This is a genomic window from Maritalea myrionectae DSM 19524, from assembly GCF_000423365.1.
GTDB lineage: Bacteria > Pseudomonadota > Alphaproteobacteria > Rhizobiales > Devosiaceae > Maritalea > Maritalea myrionectae.
The window spans coordinates 554,857-573,884 of record NZ_AUHV01000003.1 but is presented as its reverse complement, the minus strand read 5'-3'; the positions used below and the strand labels follow the sequence as shown (position 1 = coordinate 573,884).

Annotated in this window: 17 protein-coding genes and 1 riboswitch; of the genes, 10 read left to right on the top strand and 7 right to left on the bottom strand. The window is 53.1% G+C overall.

Annotated elements, in window-relative coordinates; all coding sequences use genetic code 11:
- The first annotated feature begins 128 nt into the window (after positions 1-128).
- Both G549_RS0108930 and G549_RS0108925 read left to right on the top strand, forming a co-directional pair.
- Positions 129-2,741 (top strand): TRAP transporter permease, encoded by a 2,613-nt coding sequence (locus tag G549_RS0108930; RefSeq protein ID WP_027834736.1) that lies wholly within the window; start codon positions 129-131, stop codon positions 2,739-2,741.
- Complete coding sequence (locus G549_RS0108925; protein WP_027834735.1) at positions 2,741-3,172, top strand: universal stress protein; 432 nt, start codon at positions 2,741-2,743, stop codon at positions 3,170-3,172. The genes G549_RS0108930 and G549_RS0108925 overlap by 1 nt, the downstream gene beginning before the upstream one ends.
- Before the next feature lie 2 nt (positions 3,173-3,174).
- Here G549_RS0108925 and G549_RS0108920 read toward each other — a convergent pair whose 3' ends face one another.
- The 5 genes from G549_RS0108920 to G549_RS0108900 all read right to left on the bottom strand — a co-directional run bounded on the left by G549_RS0108920 (position 3,175) and on the right by G549_RS0108900 (position 8,085).
- The gene (locus tag G549_RS0108920) at positions 3,175-3,963 is read right to left on the bottom strand and encodes an ABC transporter ATP-binding protein (protein ID WP_051213577.1); all 789 of its coding nucleotides are present in this window, start codon (positions 3,961-3,963) and stop codon (positions 3,175-3,177) included.
- Complete coding sequence (locus G549_RS0108915) at positions 3,953-4,963, bottom strand: FecCD family ABC transporter permease (protein WP_027834733.1); 1,011 nt, start codon at positions 4,961-4,963, stop codon at positions 3,953-3,955. Before G549_RS0108915 ends, G549_RS0108920 begins: the two co-directional genes overlap by 11 nt.
- Position 4,964: 1 nt before the next feature.
- On the bottom strand, positions 4,965-5,906 hold the full coding sequence (locus tag G549_RS0108910) for an ABC transporter substrate-binding protein (protein WP_027834732.1): 942 nt from the start codon (positions 5,904-5,906) through the stop codon (positions 4,965-4,967).
- Between the two features lie 92 nt (positions 5,907-5,998).
- Positions 5,999-6,745 (bottom strand): (2Fe-2S) ferredoxin domain-containing protein, encoded by a 747-nt coding sequence (locus G549_RS19675; RefSeq protein ID WP_156905522.1) that lies wholly within the window; start codon positions 6,743-6,745, stop codon positions 5,999-6,001.
- 102 nt (positions 6,746-6,847) lie between these two features.
- Positions 6,848-7,063: riboswitch (cobalamin riboswitch) on the bottom strand.
- A 65-nt stretch (positions 7,064-7,128) separates the two neighbouring features.
- Positions 7,129-8,085 (bottom strand): LysR family transcriptional regulator, encoded by a 957-nt coding sequence (locus G549_RS0108900; protein WP_027834731.1) that lies wholly within the window; start codon positions 8,083-8,085, stop codon positions 7,129-7,131.
- 90 nt (positions 8,086-8,175) lie between these two features.
- Between G549_RS0108900 and G549_RS0108895 the strand changes: the two genes are divergently transcribed.
- The 7 genes from G549_RS0108895 to G549_RS0108865 all read left to right on the top strand — a co-directional run bounded on the left by G549_RS0108895 (position 8,176) and on the right by G549_RS0108865 (position 15,473).
- Positions 8,176-9,048: an ABC transporter permease gene (locus G549_RS0108895; RefSeq protein ID WP_027834730.1), complete on the top strand. Its 873-nt coding sequence runs from the start codon at positions 8,176-8,178 to the stop codon at positions 9,046-9,048.
- Complete coding sequence (locus G549_RS0108890) at positions 9,048-9,836, top strand: ABC transporter permease (protein ID WP_027834729.1); 789 nt, start codon at positions 9,048-9,050, stop codon at positions 9,834-9,836. Before G549_RS0108895 ends, G549_RS0108890 begins: the two co-directional genes overlap by 1 nt.
- 41 nt (positions 9,837-9,877) lie before the next feature.
- Complete coding sequence (locus G549_RS0108885; protein ID WP_027834728.1) at positions 9,878-11,020, top strand: extracellular solute-binding protein; 1,143 nt, start codon at positions 9,878-9,880, stop codon at positions 11,018-11,020.
- Positions 11,021-11,083: 63 nt separating this feature from the next.
- Entirely contained in the window at positions 11,084-12,166 is a 1,083-nt protein-coding gene (locus G549_RS0108880) for an ABC transporter ATP-binding protein (RefSeq protein WP_027834727.1), read from the top strand.
- Positions 12,167-12,171: 5 nt separating this feature from the next.
- On the top strand, positions 12,172-13,506 hold the full coding sequence (locus G549_RS0108875) for an aminotransferase family protein (protein ID WP_051213575.1): 1,335 nt from the start codon (positions 12,172-12,174) through the stop codon (positions 13,504-13,506).
- A complete protein-coding gene (gene kce, locus G549_RS19670; RefSeq protein WP_051213574.1) occupies positions 13,507-14,451 on the top strand; it encodes a 3,5-dioxohexanoate:acetyl-CoA acetone transferase in 945 nt (314 codons plus the stop codon).
- Positions 14,451-15,473 (top strand): histone deacetylase family protein, encoded by a 1,023-nt coding sequence (locus tag G549_RS0108865; protein WP_027834725.1) that lies wholly within the window; start codon positions 14,451-14,453, stop codon positions 15,471-15,473. The genes kce and G549_RS0108865 overlap by 1 nt, the downstream gene beginning before the upstream one ends.
- On the opposite strand, the gene G549_RS0108860 is transcribed toward G549_RS0108865, so the two are convergent.
- Together G549_RS0108860 and G549_RS0108855 are read right to left on the bottom strand one after the other, a co-directional pair.
- The gene (locus G549_RS0108860) at positions 15,474-16,706 is read right to left on the bottom strand and encodes a M20 family metallo-hydrolase (RefSeq protein ID WP_210162413.1); all 1,233 of its coding nucleotides are present in this window, start codon (positions 16,704-16,706) and stop codon (positions 15,474-15,476) included. It abuts the gene before it with no gap.
- Positions 16,693-17,355, bottom strand: a complete 663-nt coding sequence (locus tag G549_RS0108855) for a DUF1028 domain-containing protein (protein ID WP_027834723.1) — start codon at positions 17,353-17,355, stop codon at positions 16,693-16,695. Before G549_RS0108855 ends, G549_RS0108860 begins: the two co-directional genes overlap by 14 nt.
- Positions 17,356-17,443: 88 nt before the next feature.
- Between G549_RS0108855 and G549_RS0108850 the strand changes: the two genes are divergently transcribed.
- Positions 17,444-19,021 carry an ABC transporter substrate-binding protein gene (locus G549_RS0108850; RefSeq protein ID WP_027834722.1) on the top strand — a complete coding sequence of 526 codons (1,578 nt, stop codon included), beginning with the start codon at positions 17,444-17,446 and terminating at the stop codon, positions 19,019-19,021.
- Positions 19,022-19,028: the final 7 nt, after the last annotated feature.

Genomic DNA, 19,028 nt, shown 5'->3' with positions numbered 1-19,028 from the left:
AACAGCGTGGCGGGGGCCGATTTGCGCCCCTGCCATTTTTTACGGCATAGTTAAATACTGTGCATGGGGACGGCGCTTTGTGCTTTGCGGCTCTAAGCTCAGGCAAAAGGTTTTCTAAGGGGGAGAAAATGGTCAAGAATTCGGATAATGGCAGAGGGCTGAGCGAAGCTGAACTGCAGGAGTTGGTCGCGTCGAGTGACGCTGGTTCGCGTTCCCCTGAAGGGGCCGTTGGTTTGTTTCTGGCGGTTGTGGCTTTGGTGTGGTCCGTTTTTCAGGTCGCGCTTGCGTCTCCACTTTCAAACTATATTTTGCCCAGTGATTTGATCAATAACTCGCGGCAATTGCATTTGGCCTTTGCCCTATTTTTGGCCTTTATGGCCTATCCTGCGCTCAAATCGAGTCCGCGCCATAAAATCCCGGTGCAAGACTGGATTTTGGGCATTTTGGGTGCCTTTATCGCCCTTTACGGTTTTTTCTTTTACGACAAAATTGTCGCCGCCGGTGGGCTGGCTGACGATACTGACAAGTGGGTGGCCCTTGTCGGTGTTTTGATTTTGTTTGAAGGCACAAGGCGGGCGCTTGGCCCGGCAATGGCCATCATCGCCACGATCTTTATGCTCTATGTGTTTTTTGGCTCTTCTGATTGGGTGCCTGAAGTTATGCGCTGGAAGGGCGCATCGCTGAAGAAAGCCATGAGCCATATGTGGATCACTTCAGAGGGCGTGTTCGGCATTGCGCTTGGGGTGTCGACGAAATTTGTGTTCCTATTTGTGTTGTTCGGCGCGCTTTTGGATAAGGCTGGCGCGGGCAACTATTTCATTAAAATGGCCTTCGGCGCTTTGGGGCACCTTAAAGGTGGTCCGGCGAAAGCGGCGGTGGTTGGTTCCGCGGCGACGGGTTTGATTTCCGGGTCGTCCATCGCAAACGTGGTGACCACGGGTACTTTCACTATTCCTTTGATGAAGCGCGTTGGGTTTACCAGCGAGCAGGCCGGTTCGGTTGAAGTGGCCTCATCGGTGAACGGGCAAATCATGCCCCCTGTGATGGGCGCTGCGGCGTTCTTGATGGTGGAATATGTGGGCATTTCCTATGTGGAAGTGATCACCCATGCCTTCCTCCCTGCAACCATTTCTTACATTGCTTTGGTCTATATCGTTCACCTTGAAGCGGTGAAACGCAACATGCCGACTTTGGGCAATAAGGTCGTTTCTGTTGGCCGCACGATCGGTGGCATGGCCGCGTTCTTTGCTGGCTTTGCAGCGCTTTGTTACGGCATTCAATATCCAGTGCGCTGGGTCACGGCTTTGGTGCCGGAGAATGCAGGCTGGGTCTTGGCGCTGATGTTGTTTATGGCCTATGTCGGCTTGGTTTGGTTGGCTTCAAAAACAGACGATCTGGTGCCAGATGATCCAAACTCGGAAGATGTTGAGCTGCCTGAAATCGCTGAGATTTATAAAGCCGGTCTTTATTATCTGTTGCCAATTGTGGTGCTGGTCTACTTCTTGATGATTGAGCAAAAATCACCAGGGTTGTCGGCCTTCTGGGCGACTTCACTGCTGTTTGTCATCTTGCTGACACAGCGTCCGCTGAAAGCCATTTTCCGCAATGCCGGTGATTATGGCGAAAAGGTCAAGCTGGGCATCATGGATTTGATTGCAGGGTTGATTGAAGGCGCACGCAATATGATTGGCATTGGCCTAGCGACGGCCACCGCTGGCATCATTGTGGGCACGGTGACGTTGACGGGCATTGGCCAAGTGATGGCCGACTTGGTTGAGTTGATCTCGGGCGGTAATTTGATCCTGATGCTGATTTTTGTTGGCATGCTCTCGCTGATTTTGGGCATGGGCTTGCCGACCACGGCGAACTATATCGTGGTGTCGAGTTTGATGGCCGGTGTTGTTGTGGAATTGGGCGCACAATCTGGTTTGATTGTGCCGTTGATCGCGGTCCACTTGTTCGTGTTCTATTTCGGGATCATGGCGGACGTGACGCCCCCGGTGGGGCTGGCGAGTTTCGCGGCCGCGGCCGTTTCAGGCGGCGACGCGATCCGCACGGGCTTTATCGCGTTCTTCTATTCATTGCGCACAGTGGCGCTGCCGTTCTTCTTTATCTTCAACACAGATTTGTTGTTGATCGATGTGACGTGGTGGCAAGGGATCATCGTATTTGTGGTCGCGACCATAGCCATATTGGTCTTTACCGCAGGCACCATGGGGTGGTTCCTCACGAAAAGCCGGATCTGGGAAAGTGTTGCGCTGGTGTTGATCGCCTTCGCGTTGTTCCGTCCCGATTTCTTTATGGACCAAGTTCAACCACCATATCGTGATGTGGCATCTGCTGCCTTCACTGAAACAGTAGGCTCGGTTGATGCCGATAAAGAAATGCGGATCGTTGTGAGCGGGCCGGATTTTGACACGGGCGAGCCAAAAGAACGCACCTTGGTGCTGAACTTTAATGAAGGCACCACTGCTGATGAACGTTTGGATGCGCTCGGATTGGCCTTTATGGCCGAGGGTGATCAATTGCTCATGGAAGAACCCTTCCCGGGCACTCCATATTTCGACAAGATGAGTGACTTCGACTTTTATGGTGATCAGCCTGTGACCTTGCAGGAAGCGAAAGTGCGGGTGCAACAATTGCCGCAAGAACTGATGTTTATTCCAACATTTATCTTGCTTGGATTTGTGGCGTTCTTGCAGTCGCGGCGTGCAAAAACCTTGAGGGAGGTGAGTGCATAATGAGTAAATCGGTTTTATGTGCGGTCGATATCAATCGGCCTGATGATGAAAAGCATATCTTGGAAGAGGCTTATCGTTTGGCCAAGTTGGACGATGCACGTCTAGATGTGATCACGGTGGTGCCGGACTATGGCATGAGTGTTGTCGGCAGCTATTTTGAAGCTGATCACACAGATAAGATGAAAGCGGCAGCGCATGATCACCTTATTAAGGTGGCAGAAAGTGTTGTTGGTGCTGAGGCGAACAAGGATGTGCGCCACATCGTGTCTGTGGGCAACGCCTATGAGGAAATTTTGCACACGGCGAAGAAGGCTGGCACTGATCTTATTGTGATCGGTGCGCATAAGCCGGACTTTCGTGATTTCCTTTTGGGGCCGAATGCGGCGCGCGTTGTGCGCCACTCTACCTGCTCCGTTTATGTGGTGCGCTAGGTTTAGCGCATCGCAAATTGATTGACGGGGGCGTTTATCGCAATGGCGCTGTTGGAAAACTCAGCATCAACCCGGTAGACGCCTTTTAGCCGTTCTGGCGAGAGCACATCGGCCAAAGGCCCTTTGGCCACCATTTCGGATTCGTGCATCAGCACTGCACTGTCGCAATAGCGTGCGGCCAAATTGATGTCGTGAAATGAGGCGATAACGGTTTTGCCTTTGGCTTTGATATGGTCCAGCAACCTGATCTGAAAATAGATATCCAGGTGATTATTGGGCTCATCCAGCACATAGACTTCCGGATCAAGCGCCAAGATTTGGGCAAAAAACAAACGCTGCTGTTCGCCACCGGATAAATAACCGGCATTTTCGTCGCGTCGGTCCCATAGCTCAACCAACTCCAGGGCTTCGCGAATACGCTCGGCTTCCTCCTGTTTGGCGCAGGAGAGCGGAAACAGGCCCAACCCAGCGACCTGTGCGATGGTGAGGCCAGCCAATTGCGCCTTTTCCTGCAGCACAGTGCCCACTTTGGCGGCAAAGCCTTTGCGGCTCCAGTTTTCGAGCGGCACACCGAATGCCTCAATGCTGCCAGCGGTGGGTTTCTTTTCGCGATAGAGCAGACGCAGCAAGGATGATTTGCCTGCGCCATTGGGGCCGAGAAGGCCCATAAAACTGCCTTGGAGCACCTCGAATGTGCAGTCCTGCACCAGCGCTTTGCTGCCGATTGAAAAGCCAACATTGTTCAATTTGAAAATCGCATTAGTGTGTGGAGTTGGCGCTTTATGCAACATGGCGTGTCTGCCTTAGAATAAAGATAAAAGGGGGCGTGGCGAACAAGGCGAGCAGCACCGCCAAGGGCAGTTCGCTCGGGGCCAGCAATGTGCGGCATAGCAGGTCGGTAAAGGTCAGAATAAGGGCGCCGAAAATCATGGCAAGGGGAATGAGGTTTTTGTGGCCGGAGCCACACAATTGCCGCGCTAAATGCGGCACGATCAGCCCGACAAAACCCACAATGCCCATGATGGAAACGCTGAGGCCCGTCAGGAGAGCAGTTGCCAAAAATATCGAGAGTTTGAGTGGTCCTGTGGCTACGCCGAGTGATGTGGCGCGCGCGTCGCCCATCAATAATGCATCCAATTGTCTATGTTGGGTGAGTGCCATTGCGGCAACGATAAGTGTAGCGATGGTGATCAGCGGTAAATCATTCCAGTTGGTGCCTGCGGCTGAACCCATCAGCCAGTTGAGCGCCGCCTTGGCGGCATTTGGCTCAGAAATGTGGAGCAGGAATGCGGTGAAGGATTGAAACAACAATGAGACCGCCACACCGGCCAGGATCACCAGCAGTCGGTCCATGGGGCGTTCGCGGCTATAGGCCATCAAAAGAGTGAAGGCGAAAGCCGCTGCGGCACCCAAAAAGGCGATTAGCGGCAAACCAAAGGCTGCGACGATGCCCGCTGGTAGCCAAATGATTGCCGCCACGGCTGCGGCTGAAGCGCCTGAAGACAAGCCCAGCAAATAGGGATCGGCCAGCGGGTTGCGCAGGGCTGTTTGAATGAGTGTGCCGCTCAGCGCCAAAGCGGCGCCGACCACGGCACAGGCCAAGACGCGCGGCAATCGCCATTCCCATATGATCATGGTGAGGCTCGATTTGGCCTCTGGCGCACGCAGCAACACCGCGAGTTTTTGATCCCAAGGAATGGGCGCGGTGCCCCAAAAGGTGCCCGCAATCACCATGGCAAATAAGGCGATACAGGCACCGATTGTGATGAGAGGAAGCCGCGCCGCCTGCATCTTATTGGTCCAACTCTTCGATCTGTTGCGCGAGGTTTTCCACGCCGTCGGTAAAGCGCATGCCCAACACTGTTTGGGAGAAGGGGATAATCACAAAACGTTCATTTTTAACCGCCTGCAGTTGCGCCAATACGGGGTCAGTTTTTAGCTTTTGGATTTTCTCATCGGCCGGCGACCAAACCGCATCATTGATCACGATAATCTCTGGATCGTGCTGCACAACATGCTCCCAACCGACATTCACCCAGCGACCTTCAATGTCATCGCTGATGCTGTTCAAGCCCAGAATGCGCATGAGCAGGGCAGGGCTGCCACAGCACCCAGCCGTGTAAACAGGGTCATCGTCGCTATCGTAGAAAAAGGCAGAGCGCCCTGCACCTGGGTTGAGGGTGCGGACTTTTTCAATGCGGGTGGCGGTTTCTGCCATCAATTGCTCTGCGCGGTCTTTAACGCCAAATATGTCGCCAATGATTTTAATGTCTTTTAGGATCGGCGCTGTGGTGACAGGCACGTTCTTCGGATTGTACTGATCGCAAGAGGCGTCCACCAAATAGGTAGCGACGTTCCGCCCGTTCCACTCCTCTTGCGTGCCAACATTTTTCTCTGCAAAGGCGGAGGCAAAGCCTGCAAACAAAAAGTCTGGTTCTTCAATTAACACCACTTCTTTGGCGGGATAGTTTTCCGCGATGACGGGCACCTGATTATATGCGTCTTGCCATTGCGCGGGGATTTCATCTTCCAAATAGGCGGTGCCGACCATGTGATCTTCCAACCCAAGGGCGAGCATCACCTCGGTTGCCTGTTGGTTGAGGGTGATGGCACGGGTGGGCGCTTCCTCAATGGTGATGGGCACGCCACAGCTTTCATATTCAATTGTGTCGGCAAATGATGGCGATGCCATAAGAGTGGAGATGACGGCGGAAAGTGCAATTTTTTTGATCATTATTCTGTCTTCAATTCATTTTTGTAATGTTATTACATTACGTGTTGTGCGGTTGGCAAGTGTGAATTGCCTGCTATTTTTTGTGCTCAGCTTCACTCGTTGGCATGCAGCATTGCCTTCTCCGGCGATGGTTCAGCCGGTGTCGGTGCGAAGGGCAGACGCAATGGTGATGTGCGCTGATGGATCAGCACGTCATCGACGAACTTTGCCACGTCCTGTTCTGAATTGAGCTGATACCAGTCGCCCTTGGGGTAATGAACCACCACAGGACCATTGTTGCAGGGAAACAGACAACCCGTGCTGGCGATCAAGCATTTCGAGCCGAGGCCAGCTTGTTGCACAGCGGCTTTGAGGGGCTCGAGCAGACCAAAGCTGCCGCGCATATGGCAACGCGGGCCTGTACACACCAGCAAATGATGCTCATAGGCCGGTGGTTCATCCCAACCTTTGCCATTCATGCCGTCAATTTTGGGTGCGATTGGTTCAGCTCGATAGGGGCGGTTGGCCACCAGTTTGAGCAATTCCTGATCTTCATCAAGATCGGCCGCAATCGCCAATTTTACCTGATGGGCAGGCTGGCGGGTGAGCCAATCTGCCGCTGCGTTCGGCACCCATTTGCGCAGGCTTTGCGAAAAGGGAATGCCAATAGGCCGCAGAACAATTCGCGTTGCGCCATTGGCCAAGGCGCGATCCAGCGCATTGAACATATGGTCGCCTTGGTGCTCAAGGCGCACCACGTCACACGGCGTTTCATTCGCCGCCACTAAAGTTTCTGCTAACGCCGCAAATTTGCGGTTTGATACGTAACTTGCACTAACTAGGAAGATTTCAAATTGCATTGTCCGCTCCCCAGGGTGGGTACGGTACAGCAATTTTGAATGGGCCAAATGGCCGCAAGAATATTCATCGCTACTCCTTACCGGGACACCCCGCCCGATTGTGGTTGATATTATGCGATGGCAGGTCTCCTGACTTGCGGGTCATTGCGATGTCTGAACCTTCCCGGCACTTGGCCAGTGGTGATCTCAGCTCGCTATCCGCTCACAGTTGCGGGGGCAGCTATGGACTTGATCCCCTGTTTGGGTCGATCGCACCATATTCCCTTTTCATCCAGTTTGTCGTTAGAACGCCCTGGAACCATCTAGCCTCTAATAAGAAGCAGGAGACCTAATTTGTCAATCCACGAGAGGGCGTGATTGGTCAAGGCACTGATTGGCATGAACTATCCACCAAAGATGCGATCTTCAAGGGGGATGGAATCAATGCGGTCCGTGAGGTTTTTCAGCAGCAAATGTTCAGCGCGATTGAGCTTGGTCGCCGGGTTGGTGGTGACATAAACATCGATTTCCGGCGGATCGTCATAGGGCGGCAGGCGGTGCAAATAGCCCATTTCTACGTCACGTTTCGCCACATGAACCGGCAGCGGGCCAATGCCTAACCCTGAGAGAATCATCCGGCGCACCTCTTCAAGGTTGGCAGATGACCCAACGACAGCATCCTCCGGCGCCGCTTTGGCGCGCAACAGCGTGACCGGGCGCAGCACATCTGACAATTGGTCGGTCGTGAACGACACCCAATTGTTGCCTGCCAAATCTTTGGTGGTGAGGTTTTTCTTCCCGAAAAGCGGGTGTTTCGGGCCGCAGTATAAGCCAAAATGCTCACGAAACATGTGCTTGTAGTGCAGCTTGGGATGCTTGTTATAGACAAGGCAAATGCCAAAGCTGGCCTGACGTGACACCACTTGCTCAATCACATGGTGGCTGGGACCAACGATGATTTCAACGGTGGCTTGCGGGTGCTGAATATGAAAATCGCCCAGAATGTCATCAAAAAATTCGCAAAGCACATGGCTGGCCATGGCGATTTTGACGTGGCCCTGTACGGTTTCTTGAATATCCCGCATCAAAGTGGAGAGGCGCAGGATTGATCCATTAATATCCACAGCTTCGCGATAAAGCTGTTTGCCTGCATCGGTGACATTGAATTTGCCGGGGCCGCGCTCAATCAATTTCCGGCCTAAAGTTTCCTCCAAACGCTTGAGCGCCGAGGAAACGCTGGGCTGTTGCAGGCCCAATCTGGACGCGGCAAGGGTGATGGATCGAGAATCCACCAACACCACAAACATGCGCAAAAGGTTCCAATCTAGCTGTCTGGCTAGGTTTTCAGCATCTCTATCCATAGGTATAGATTAAATCAATAATCAAGATTGTAAATATCTATTTGATTTATGGATGGGGATATCCAAACCTATGCCTATTGGAGGGGACTAATGGCAACAATTGAACAGAGTGAGAAGAGGGCTCCATGGGTGCTGCTCTCCCCAGCACTGGTGACCATCGCGCTGTTGTTGGTGATCCCATTGATGTTTATCGTGGTGTATTCCTTTTGGTTGCGTACCTCCGTGGGCGGCGTTGAAGCCGCGTTTTCATTTGGCAATTGGCAAGAAGCACTCACCGATCGGTTTTACCGCGACATTTTGTTGAGCACCATTCGCATTGCCGCGATCACGACTATTGTGTGCGCATTTGTGGGCTACCCTGTGGCGTATTTTGTGGCGCGGGCGCGGGGCGTCAATCGGGGCTTTTTGCTGTTGCTTTTGATGCTGCCGTTCTGGGTTAGCTACATTATCCGCACCATGAGTTGGATCAACATTCTTGGTGTTTCCGGCGCGCTTAACTCCTTGTTGTTGGCGGTTGGGGTGATCGATGAGCCGATCCAGATGCTTTACAACGAGACCACCGTTATTTTGGGTCTGGTGCACTTTTTGCTGCCCTTTATGATTTTGAATACCTATGTGAGCCTTGATGGGATTGATCGCGCGTTGGAAGACGCGGCGAACTCCTTGGGTGCAAATCCAATGCAGACATTTTGGGAAGTGACGCTTCCCCTATCAGTTCCAGGTTTGGCAGCCGGGGGGCTGTTGTGCTTCGTGCTTGGCGCTGGCACCTATATCACCCCGGTTATACTTGGCGGTCCCACCGATGCCATGTTTGCCAACCTGGTCTTTGAAGCCATCATCACGCAGCTCGATTGGCCGCTGGGGGCAGTGCTCTCGCTGATGTTGCTGGTGGTGCTGGGCGCGGTGGTGCTCACCTATAACCGGTTTATGGGACTGGGACAGATTGCGAAGGGGATAGGATAATGCGCGGTTGGCCCCTTATTCGAGCTTGGACTATTTTGGTCTATACCTTCATGTTTTTGCCCGTGGCGGTGGTGATTTTGCTTGCCTTCAACGCCAACCAGTTCGGGGCCTTTCCCATGACGGGCTTTTCACTGCGCTGGTTCGTGGCACTATGGGAAAATGACGCGATTGTGCGGGCATTTCAAACCTCTCTGACCCTTGGTTTGATGACGGCGATTATTTCGACCACCCTTGGCGTTTTGGCGTCGCTGGCGTTGGTGCGGTATGATTTTCCGGGCAAAAACAGCATTAGTACCTTGTTGATCGCGCCGATTTTGGTGCCCGAAGTGGTGCTGGCGGTGGCGTTGCTGTTGTTTTTACAAATGCTCAATATCCCTAAAAGCTTCTTTTTGCTTTTGATGGGCCATGTGATTTTCACGCTGCCCTTTGTTGTGCTTGTGGTGCAAGCACGGCTGGTGGCGGTGAAGAAGGATTATGAAGAGGCGGCGCGCAGCCTTGGGGCTTCGCCGATCCAAGCGTTTTTCCAAATCACACTGCCGCTCATTTTACCCGCGGTCATGGCTGGGGGGCTGTTTGCCTTCACCATTTCTTTTGACGACATCACCGGCACACTTTTCTGGAAGCCGGGCGGGGTTGAAACCGTGCCGACCCAGATTTTCGCCATGCTGCGGAACTCCATTTCACCGGAGATCAACGCACTTGGGGCGGTGATGATTATGCTGACAACAGGTTTGCCATTGATTGGCATTGGCGTGGCCAGGTGGTCTGCCTCAAGGCGCAATAAATAGCGCTGCAAGAATCGAAATCGAACAATCCTACGGAGGGAATAATGGACGATACTAAAAGATATGAACGCCTAAGAGAGATGTATGGCAATGGTGACATTGGCCGTCGGAAATTTCTTGGGCTTTTGGGCGCTGCTGGTGCGGCCTATGGCGTGCAAATGCCATTCGGCAACATGGCGTTTGCCCAAGATGTGAGCCAAGTGCGGTTTGATGGCTGGGGCGGTGTTGTCTCAGAAGCGTTCCGCGAAAAAGCGTTTGACCCGTTCACTGCCAAGACCGGCATTGAAGTGGTTGATGGCACATTCGGCAGTGGTGACGAATATTTGGCACGCGTGAAAACAGCACAAGAAGGCGAATATAACATCGCCCACCTGTCTGGCGTGTTTGATTATGCCCGTTATCACAATCTCGGCTATTCAACTGCCTTGAACACCGACAATATTCCAAACCTTGATTTGGTTATTCCAAAGCTTGTGGATGTGTTCCGCGCTGTTTCAGGCGATGCGCTTTCATGTGTGCCTTATGACTATGGCACCACAGGCCTAGCCTATAACCGCAAATATATTTCTGATGAGGAAATGAAAGAGCAAGGCGCTCGCATCATGCTCAATGAGAAATATAAAGGTAAAATCGGCGGTTGGAGCGATTGGCGTACCCGGATTTGGTATGGCGCGCTGCAAACAGATCAAGATCCGAACAACATCCAAGATATGGATGCGGTTTGGGATGCGATCCGCACACACCGTGATCTGGCCCTTAAATATTGGGGTTCTGGCGCGGAACTGATGAGCCTTCTTGCAGAAGAAGAAATCTATGTCACTGAAGGCTGGTCTGGCCGTATCTATGCGCTGCAAGAGCAGGGTCACGATATTGGCTATTATGATCCACCAAACGGCTTTGGCTGGCAGGAATGTCTGTTCGTGATCAAAGGCTCACCATTGGGTGCGGTGGAAGAGTTGCTCAACTTTATGTTGGCACCTGAAACGTCAATCGCGGTGGCTGAAGCGCAGAACTATCCACCTGCGCTTGATCCTTCAAAAGTGGATTTGGGTTCAAAAATCCCAACACTTCCAGCGTTTGACCCATCAGGCAAATTGGACGGCTTGACCTTTGCGAACCCAGATTACTGGAATGGCAATGAAGCAGAATGGTCCAAGATGTTTGGACGCGTTCAAAAGGGCTATTAATTTTATCAATGTGGTGGGCGATGGATGCCATTGCCCACCATTTTTGCACGGGATGAAATCATCATGAGCACCGCCGTTACCTTAGACAACATCGTTAAAAGATTTGGCACGTTCACAGCCGTGCATCCGCTCAATCTGGAAATTGAGCAAGGCAGTTTTCTCACGCTTTTGGGGCCATCTGGCTGCGGCAAAACCACAACTTTGCGTATGATTGCAGGTTTGTTGGATCCCACCGAAGGCGATATTCTGGTGAAGGGGCAGCGGGTCAATACTGTGCCCATCCACAAGCGCAATTTGGGCATTGTGTTCCAAAGCTATGCGCTGTTTCCGCACAAAACGATTTTTGAAAATGTGGCCTTTGGCCTGAAATATCGCGATGTGTCGAAGGCCGAAGTAGAGCAAAAAGTTAAGGCCGCGATGGAGTTGGTGCAATTGCCCGATATGGGCGATCGCTATCCCACGCAGCTTTCTGGCGGGCAGCAGCAGCGGATCGCGCTGGCCCGGGCAATTGTGATCGAACCCGATGTTTTGTTGTTGGATGAACCGCTTTCAGCGCTGGATGCCAATCTGCGTGAAGACATGCGGGTTGAGTTGAAAAATATTCAGGAAAAACTGGGCGTTACCACCGTTTTTGTGACCCACGATCAGGGTGAGGCCTTGGCCATGTCCGACAATATTGTGGTGATGCGTGACGGGCGCATTGAGCAAGTGGGCAGCCCTTGGGATGTTTATAACCGTCCAGCATCCGAATTTGTGGCGCAGTTCCTTGGTGCATCCAACCTTATGGATGTGTCTGTTGAAGGCGCTGGGGCGGATAAGGTGGCGATTGAATTGCCGCATTTTGGCAAGCTGGAGGTGGATACAACCCAAGTGCCGAAAGGCAATGCCTCGCAAAAAGGCAAACTGGTGTTGCGGGCCGAAAAACTTCAATTGAGCGACGCGAAAGCAAAATTGCCCGCCGGGCATGTTTCGGCCAAGGGTACGGTGGAAGCTGTGGATTATTTGGGGCAGTCCGTGCGCTATTTTGTGCATGTCGGCGACCAAAAGTTGCAGGCGATCAATACTGTGGGACAGGCCCTGTTCAATCAGGGCGAGGCGGCCCAAGTTCACTTCGATCCGCAAAACTGCACATTGCTTGGAGATTAGAGGCGGTGTCGGACCATCTCTTTTATCAAAGCAGGCAGACAAGGCCATTTATCGACCGCGCCGAAGGCATCTATTTGTGGGATGTTGATGGGCAGCGCTATCTCGATGGCTCCTCTGGTGCGATGGTGTCCAACATTGGACATTCGCATCCACATGTTTTGTCCTGCATGGCCGAGCAAATGCAAAAGGCAACCTTTGCCTATCGGTTGCATTTTCAAAGCGATATTGTGGAGCGCTTCGCCAAGCGGCTGGCGCAAAAAGCACCGGCTGGATTGGACAAGGTTTTCTTTGTTTCCGGCGGTTCTGAAGCCGTGGAAACAGCGATCAAACTCGCGCGGCAAGCAACGATTGCACGCGGTGAACCCGATCGGTTCAAAATCATTTCGCGCACGCCTTCCTATCACGGGTCAACGCTTGGCGCGGTTGCCGTTACCGGCACACCACCCTTTGCCGATCCGTTCGCGCCGATGATGCGTGAGATGCCAAAAGTGCGCGCGCCGCTGCATTATCTTGATGGGCTGGACATGGATGATCCGGCCACCGGGGCGCATTATGTGCAGCAGATGGAAGAAAAAATTTTGGCTGAAGGGCCGGAGAGCGTTCTGGCGGTTTTGGTGGAGCCAATAGGTGGGGCCTCCACCGGGGCACTTGTGCCGCCCGCTGGCTATATGGAAGGGCTCCGGGCGCTCTGTGATAAATATGGATTGTTGTTGATCTATGATGAAGTGATGACGGGTGGCGGGCGTACAGGCACCTATTTTGCGGCGGACCATTTTGGTGCCACGCCTGACATGATCATCAGCGCCAAGGGGCTCGGCGGGGGCTATGTGCCTCTTGGCGCGGTGATCTCCCGCAACGACCTGGTTGAAGATGTGCTGGACCATGGCGGCTTTTTGCACGGCTTCACCAACGCAGCAATGCCGCTGGCGGCCGCCGCTGGCATGGGCGTGCTGGATGTGGTGGAAGATGAGCAATTGTGCGCCCGCGCCAGCCGCATTGGTGGCATGGTTTATAACAGGTTGCGCGACCTTCAATCTCAATATCCGTTCATTGGCGACGTGCGGGGCAAAGGGCTGCTGTTGGCGTTCGAATTGATGGCAGATGCGACCACCAAACAGGTTTTGCCGAAAGAACTTAATGCCCATGCCAAGCTGGTGAATATCGCCTATGACAATGGCTTGATCATCTATTCGCGGCGCACCCGCAACGGGGCAGAAGGCGATCATTTTATGGTCTGTCCACCTTTGATCAGTTCCGCTGCGCAAGTGGATGAACTGATGGGATTGCTGGAAAAATCTTTGGCCCAATTTGCGGATCTTTATCTCAAAGAGGTGGCGTGAATGAGCAATAAAGTGATTGTGAGCTGCGCGCTCACAGGCTCCATACACACGCCTTCTATGTCGCCCCATTTGCCTGTCACAGGTGCTGATATGGTGCGCGAAGGCAAGGCGGCAAGCGACGCGGGAGCGTCTATTTTGCACCTGCACGCGCGCGATCCGGAGACGGGCCAACCCAGTGCAGACCCAGCGCATTGGCAGGGCTTTTACCCGCAACTAGCGGAGCAAAGTGATGCCATTTTGAACATGTCTACCGGCGGGTCAGCCGTTATGAGTTTGGATGATCGTTTGTCGGCGTCGTCTCAACTTCAGCCTGAGATGGCATCGCTCAATTTAGGCACCATGAATTTTGCGCTTTATCCGCTGGCGGACCGGATCAAGAACTGGAAGCATGAATGGGAAGAGCCTTTTCTGCGCAACTCAAACGATCTGGTGTTTAAAAATACACCGCGGGACATTGGGGAAATTGTGCGCACGCTGGATGTGCGACCAACTGTGTTTGAGTTAGAATGCTACGATATTTCTCATCTCTATATGCTTGACCATTTGGCGAATAAAGGGGTGTTGAAACCACCGTTCTTCTTGCAGTTTGTGTTGGGTGTGCTTGGTGGTGCGCCGCCTTTGCCTGAGGTGCTCTATTTCCTCAAAAACACAGCCGACAAATTGTTTGGTGCGGATTACACCTTTTCGGTAATCGGCGCGGGGCGGGCGCAAATGCAAATGGCTGCTTTGTCGATTGCCCTTGGTGGTCATGTGCGCGTGGGGCTTGAGGATAATCTTTATATTGCCAAAGGCGAGCTGGCGACATCGAACGCGCAGCAGGTTGAAAAGGTGAAAGCCCTGATTGAAGCCAATGGCAAGCAAGTGGCGACCCCCACAGAAACACGAGAGCTTTTGGGCATAAACCCAGATACGGACACTCAAACGATCGAGAGACGATATTTGTAATGAAGTTTTTCTTTGACGAAGCCCAGCGACAGCATAACCCGGTCAATTTTCTTTCCTCTGGGGCGCCACAGCCTAATCCGGAGCAGCCCGGGCGTGTGCAAGCTTTGGTGGATGGGGCAAATGCGGCTGGGTTGACCCAAAGCGCGACGGAAGATCACGGCATGGCGCCAATTGCGCGGGTGCACAGTGCTGAATATATCCACTTTTTGCGCCATATTTATACCCGGTGGCAGCGCATCGATGGTGCGTCGCCAGAAGTCATTCCCAACATTCACCCGGACCGACGCACGGTGAGTTACCCGAAATCTGCGGTTGGCCAAGCTGGGTTTCATATGGCCGACACCGCATGTCCGATCTCTGAACATACTTTTCATTCGGCCTATTGGAGTGCGCAAAGTGCGGTGAGCGCAACCAATGATGTTATGGCCGGCGCGAAGGCGAGTTATGGCCTTTGCCGTCCGCCAGGGCACCATGCTTTTGCCGATCTGGCAGGCGGATTTTGCTTTTTCAATAACTCGGCCATTGCGGCAGCGCATTTGAAACAGAACGGGTTACGGGCGGCAATTGTTGACGTGGATTTGCATCATGGCAATGGCACCCAAGGCATTTTCTACGCCGACCCAGATGTACTAACGGTTTCTGTGCATGCGGACCCGATCCGTTATTATCCGTTTTTCTGGGGTCATGCCCACGAACGTGGCGAAGGCGAAGGGTTGGGCACCAACCTCAACCTACCGTTGAAAATGGGCACGGGCGATGAGGGCTTTTTAGAAGCGCTTGATAAGGGCCTGGAGCGTGTGCGGGATTTTGGCGCTGATATCATTGTCGTTGCGCTCGGGCTGGATGCTTTTGAGGGCGATCCCTTTGGCGGACTTTCAGTCAGCGAACAAGGCTTTGCGGAAATTGGCCGACGCTTTGCACAAATGGATTTGCCGTGCGTGATGATACAAGAGGGTGGCTATTTGTGCGATGAGCTGGGCGACAATCTGACCGCTTTTATGAATGGCTTTAAAGGCGGTTGATTAAACCGTCTTCGCCAAATTCTCGATAAAAGATGCTAGGGCATGCACTGCATCGCCCATATCGCTGGGTGCCGCATATTCCTCTGGGTTATGGCTGATGCCATCTTTGCAGCGCACAAACATCATGGCCATGGGGCCAAGATCGGCCATGGCCGACGCGTCATGCGTCGCGCCGGAGGGTAGGGCAAGTGTCCGCCCCAGTTGCGCCTCTACCGCCTTTGAAAGCGGTTGGGTCAGGCTGTCGGCACATTGCTGTGCTGGCTGGGCGTAGGTCTTGTCGTAGCTTATTGTAAGACCATGCCTGTCGGCGATTTCTTTTGCCTGATCTTCTATTTTTTGTGCGGCTTCGGCGCGAATTGCGTCATCTGGCGCTCGCATTTCCACGGTCAACCTTGCTTCATCGGGCACGGAGTTCACCACATTTGGCGAAATGTCGAGCGCACCCACCGTGGCGCGCAGATGCTCAGTATTCAGCGCAAGCTCATGCACAAAGCTGATCAGCTTGCTCGCGCCCACGAGTGCGTCTTGTCGGTTGCGCATGGGCAAGGTGCCCGCGTGGCCGGACACGCCATGAAAGGTCACGCTATGGCGTTCAATGCCGCATATGGCGGTCACCACCCCAAGGGACAAATCTTCATCCTGCAGCATGGGGCCCTGCTCAATATGTACTTCAAGAAAGCCCAAAGCCTGATTGTTATTGCGCTTAAGTTTCGGGATATTTTCTGGCGAAAGGCCGAAGGCGCGCATCGCTTTATCGATGGAGATGCCATCGCGATCTTTCAGGTGAAGCACCGCAGGGTCATAGGTGCCGGCAAGCGCCCGCGAACCAATTAGTGCGGTGGGAAAGCGCACGCCTTCCTCGTCTGCAAAGGCAAGTATTTCGACGTTGAACGGCAGCGTTTTGCCCTCGGAACTGAGCTTTTTGAGGGCAAGAATGGGCAGAGCAACGCCCATAATGCCGTCATAGGCTCCACCATGGCGGACGCTATCTTGGTGCGACCCCATATAGAGCGTCTGGCTGGCCCCGGTAAAACTTGTTCGGCCAACCAATGTCCCTGCTGCGTCCAAATGTGTTTCCAGCCCGGCATCGCGCATCCAGCCCTCAATCAGCGCCAATGCGTCGGCATGTTCGCGTGTGAAGGGCAGGCGGGTTACGCCGGGTCCGTCTTCAGAGATTTTTGCGATTTCGGTAAGGCGTTCAGCCGCCAATTGTCCCCAATCAATCAAGGCCACGTTCCCTATTTTGCAAGGTCGGTACGGTGAGGTGCCAGTCGCGATATTCACCCGTCATAGCCCGCTCATAAAGCGCACTCAGATCTGTGAGTGGCTTTTCGCTATAGTCGATGCGCAGATCTATGGGCGCTTCCTTGGGTGATATAATCAACATCGCAGCGGACATGAGGCCGCGGGAATCGCCACCGGATTCCTGCGCTGCATGGAGCGCACTAAGCAGGCGTTCGCCCATATGGCGGTTGCCTTCCTGATAGCCTGCAATGGCATCGGAAATAACATTTTCATGCGCCAAAAGATTGCCAGAGGCGACACCATTTTCAAACTTTTGGGCCAAAGCGATCTGCGTGTTCTTGCTGCCGGTGAAGGCCGCTGCATTGCCCTTCGAATCAAGGGCTGCCAACTGCCGCGATTCGCGGCCCTGATCGGCACCTGTTACCGTGTTCACCGCTTCTTCAACGGCTTTTCCTTGCTGCAATAAATCTAAAATATCGTCGCGCCAGAATGTGCTGGGGGCGGCGCCTTGGCTGGCGGAGAGCCCCACATTGACGCGCCCACGTAACACCCAGCCACCCACACAAAGTGAGCCGGTGGCCGCAGCGGCGCCAAGTTGCTTGGTCTCTGGATCGAACACAAGAATTGAGTATGTCATAATAGCTCCTTGGGTTCTATTTATCATGAAAAATTGACGCTTGCAATTTATCATGATAAATACAGTTTGATCCGAAAGGGAGGTCAATATGCAAATTCTGAAATTAACGCGTCGCGCATTCGTCGCGGCCTCTATCGCAGCGTTGGGGATGTTCCCCGCGCTCACAAGCGCCCATGCGCAAACGCCAGCGGACGTGCTGGTGGTGGGCCAAATTGCAGAACCAAAATCATTGGACCCGGCGGCTGTCACCGCGGTTAATGATTTTCGGATTCTGGTGAACCTTTATGAAGGCTTGGTGCGCTACAAGCCCGGCACATTGGAAGTTGCTCCGGCTTTGGCTGAAAGCTGGGACATTAGCGAAGATGGCACTGAATATACCTTTAAGCTACGTGAAGGGGTTACCTTCCATGATGGGACGCCATTGAACGCTGAAGCGGTGAAGTTCAACTTTGACCGTATGTTGGATGAGGATCACCCTTATCACAACACAGGTCCATTCCCGCTGGCCTTCTTCTTCTCTGCTGTTGAAGAAACGATGGCGGTTGATGATTTGACAGTGAAGTTCAAGTTGAACGCGCCATATGCGCCATTTATGTCGAACCTTGCTTACCCAACAGGTTTGTTGGTGTCACCCGCTGCGGTGAAAGAGCATGGTGAGGATATTGGTCGTCACCCAACAGGCACAGGGCCATTCAAATTTGTTGAATGGGCATCAAATGAGCGTGTTGTTGTAGATCGGTATGCCGATTATTGGGGTGAGCCAGCCGGTGTGCAAGCCGTTGTGTTCCGCCCGATTACAGATGCCAATACCCGCGTGGCTGAAATGCTCGCTGGTGGTATCGACATGATGGTGGAAGTACCGCCAACCGCATTGTCTCAATTCCAAGGTGATGATTTCACCATTGTTGAGCAAGCTGGTCCGCACGTTTGGTTCCTGATTTTGAACGCCAAAGAAGGCCCATTTGCCAACAAGCTTGTGCGTCAGGCCGCCAACTATGCCATCAACAAAGAAGCACTTGTGAATGATGTGCTGGAAGGTACAGCCGCAGTTGCTGCTGGCCCAACACCACCTGCGTTTGCGTGGGCATATAATGAAGAGCTGGACCCATATCCTTATGATCCGGAAAAAGCCAAAGAATTGTTGGCCGAAGCGGGTGCGGAAGGTGCTGAGTTGACCTTCTATGTCACCGAAGGCGGATCTGGCATGCTTGATCCGGTTGCCATGGGCACGGCCATTCAGGCGGATTTGGCTGCTGTGGGGCTTGATGTGAAAATCGAGACTTATGAGTGGAACACCTTCTTGGGTGAAGTGAACCCTGGCCTTGAAGGCAAAGCTGATATGGCTGAGATGGCGTGGATGACCAACGATCCAGACACCTTGCCTTATCTTGCCCTGCGCACAGACGCATGGCCCGAAAATGGTGGCTTCAACTCTGGCTATTATTCCAATGAAAAAGTGGATGAGCTGCTTGAAAAAGCCCGCACATCTACAAGCCAAGAGGAACGTGCTGAACTGTATCGTGAAATGCAGGTTATCGTTCAAGAAGACGCGCCATGGGTGTTTGTGGCCAACTGGAAGCAAAATGCAGTGACCAACGACCGGGTGGAGAATTTCGATCTCGAACCATCCTTCTTGCTTCACCTGCAGAATGTGACCAAGAACTAAAACTGAA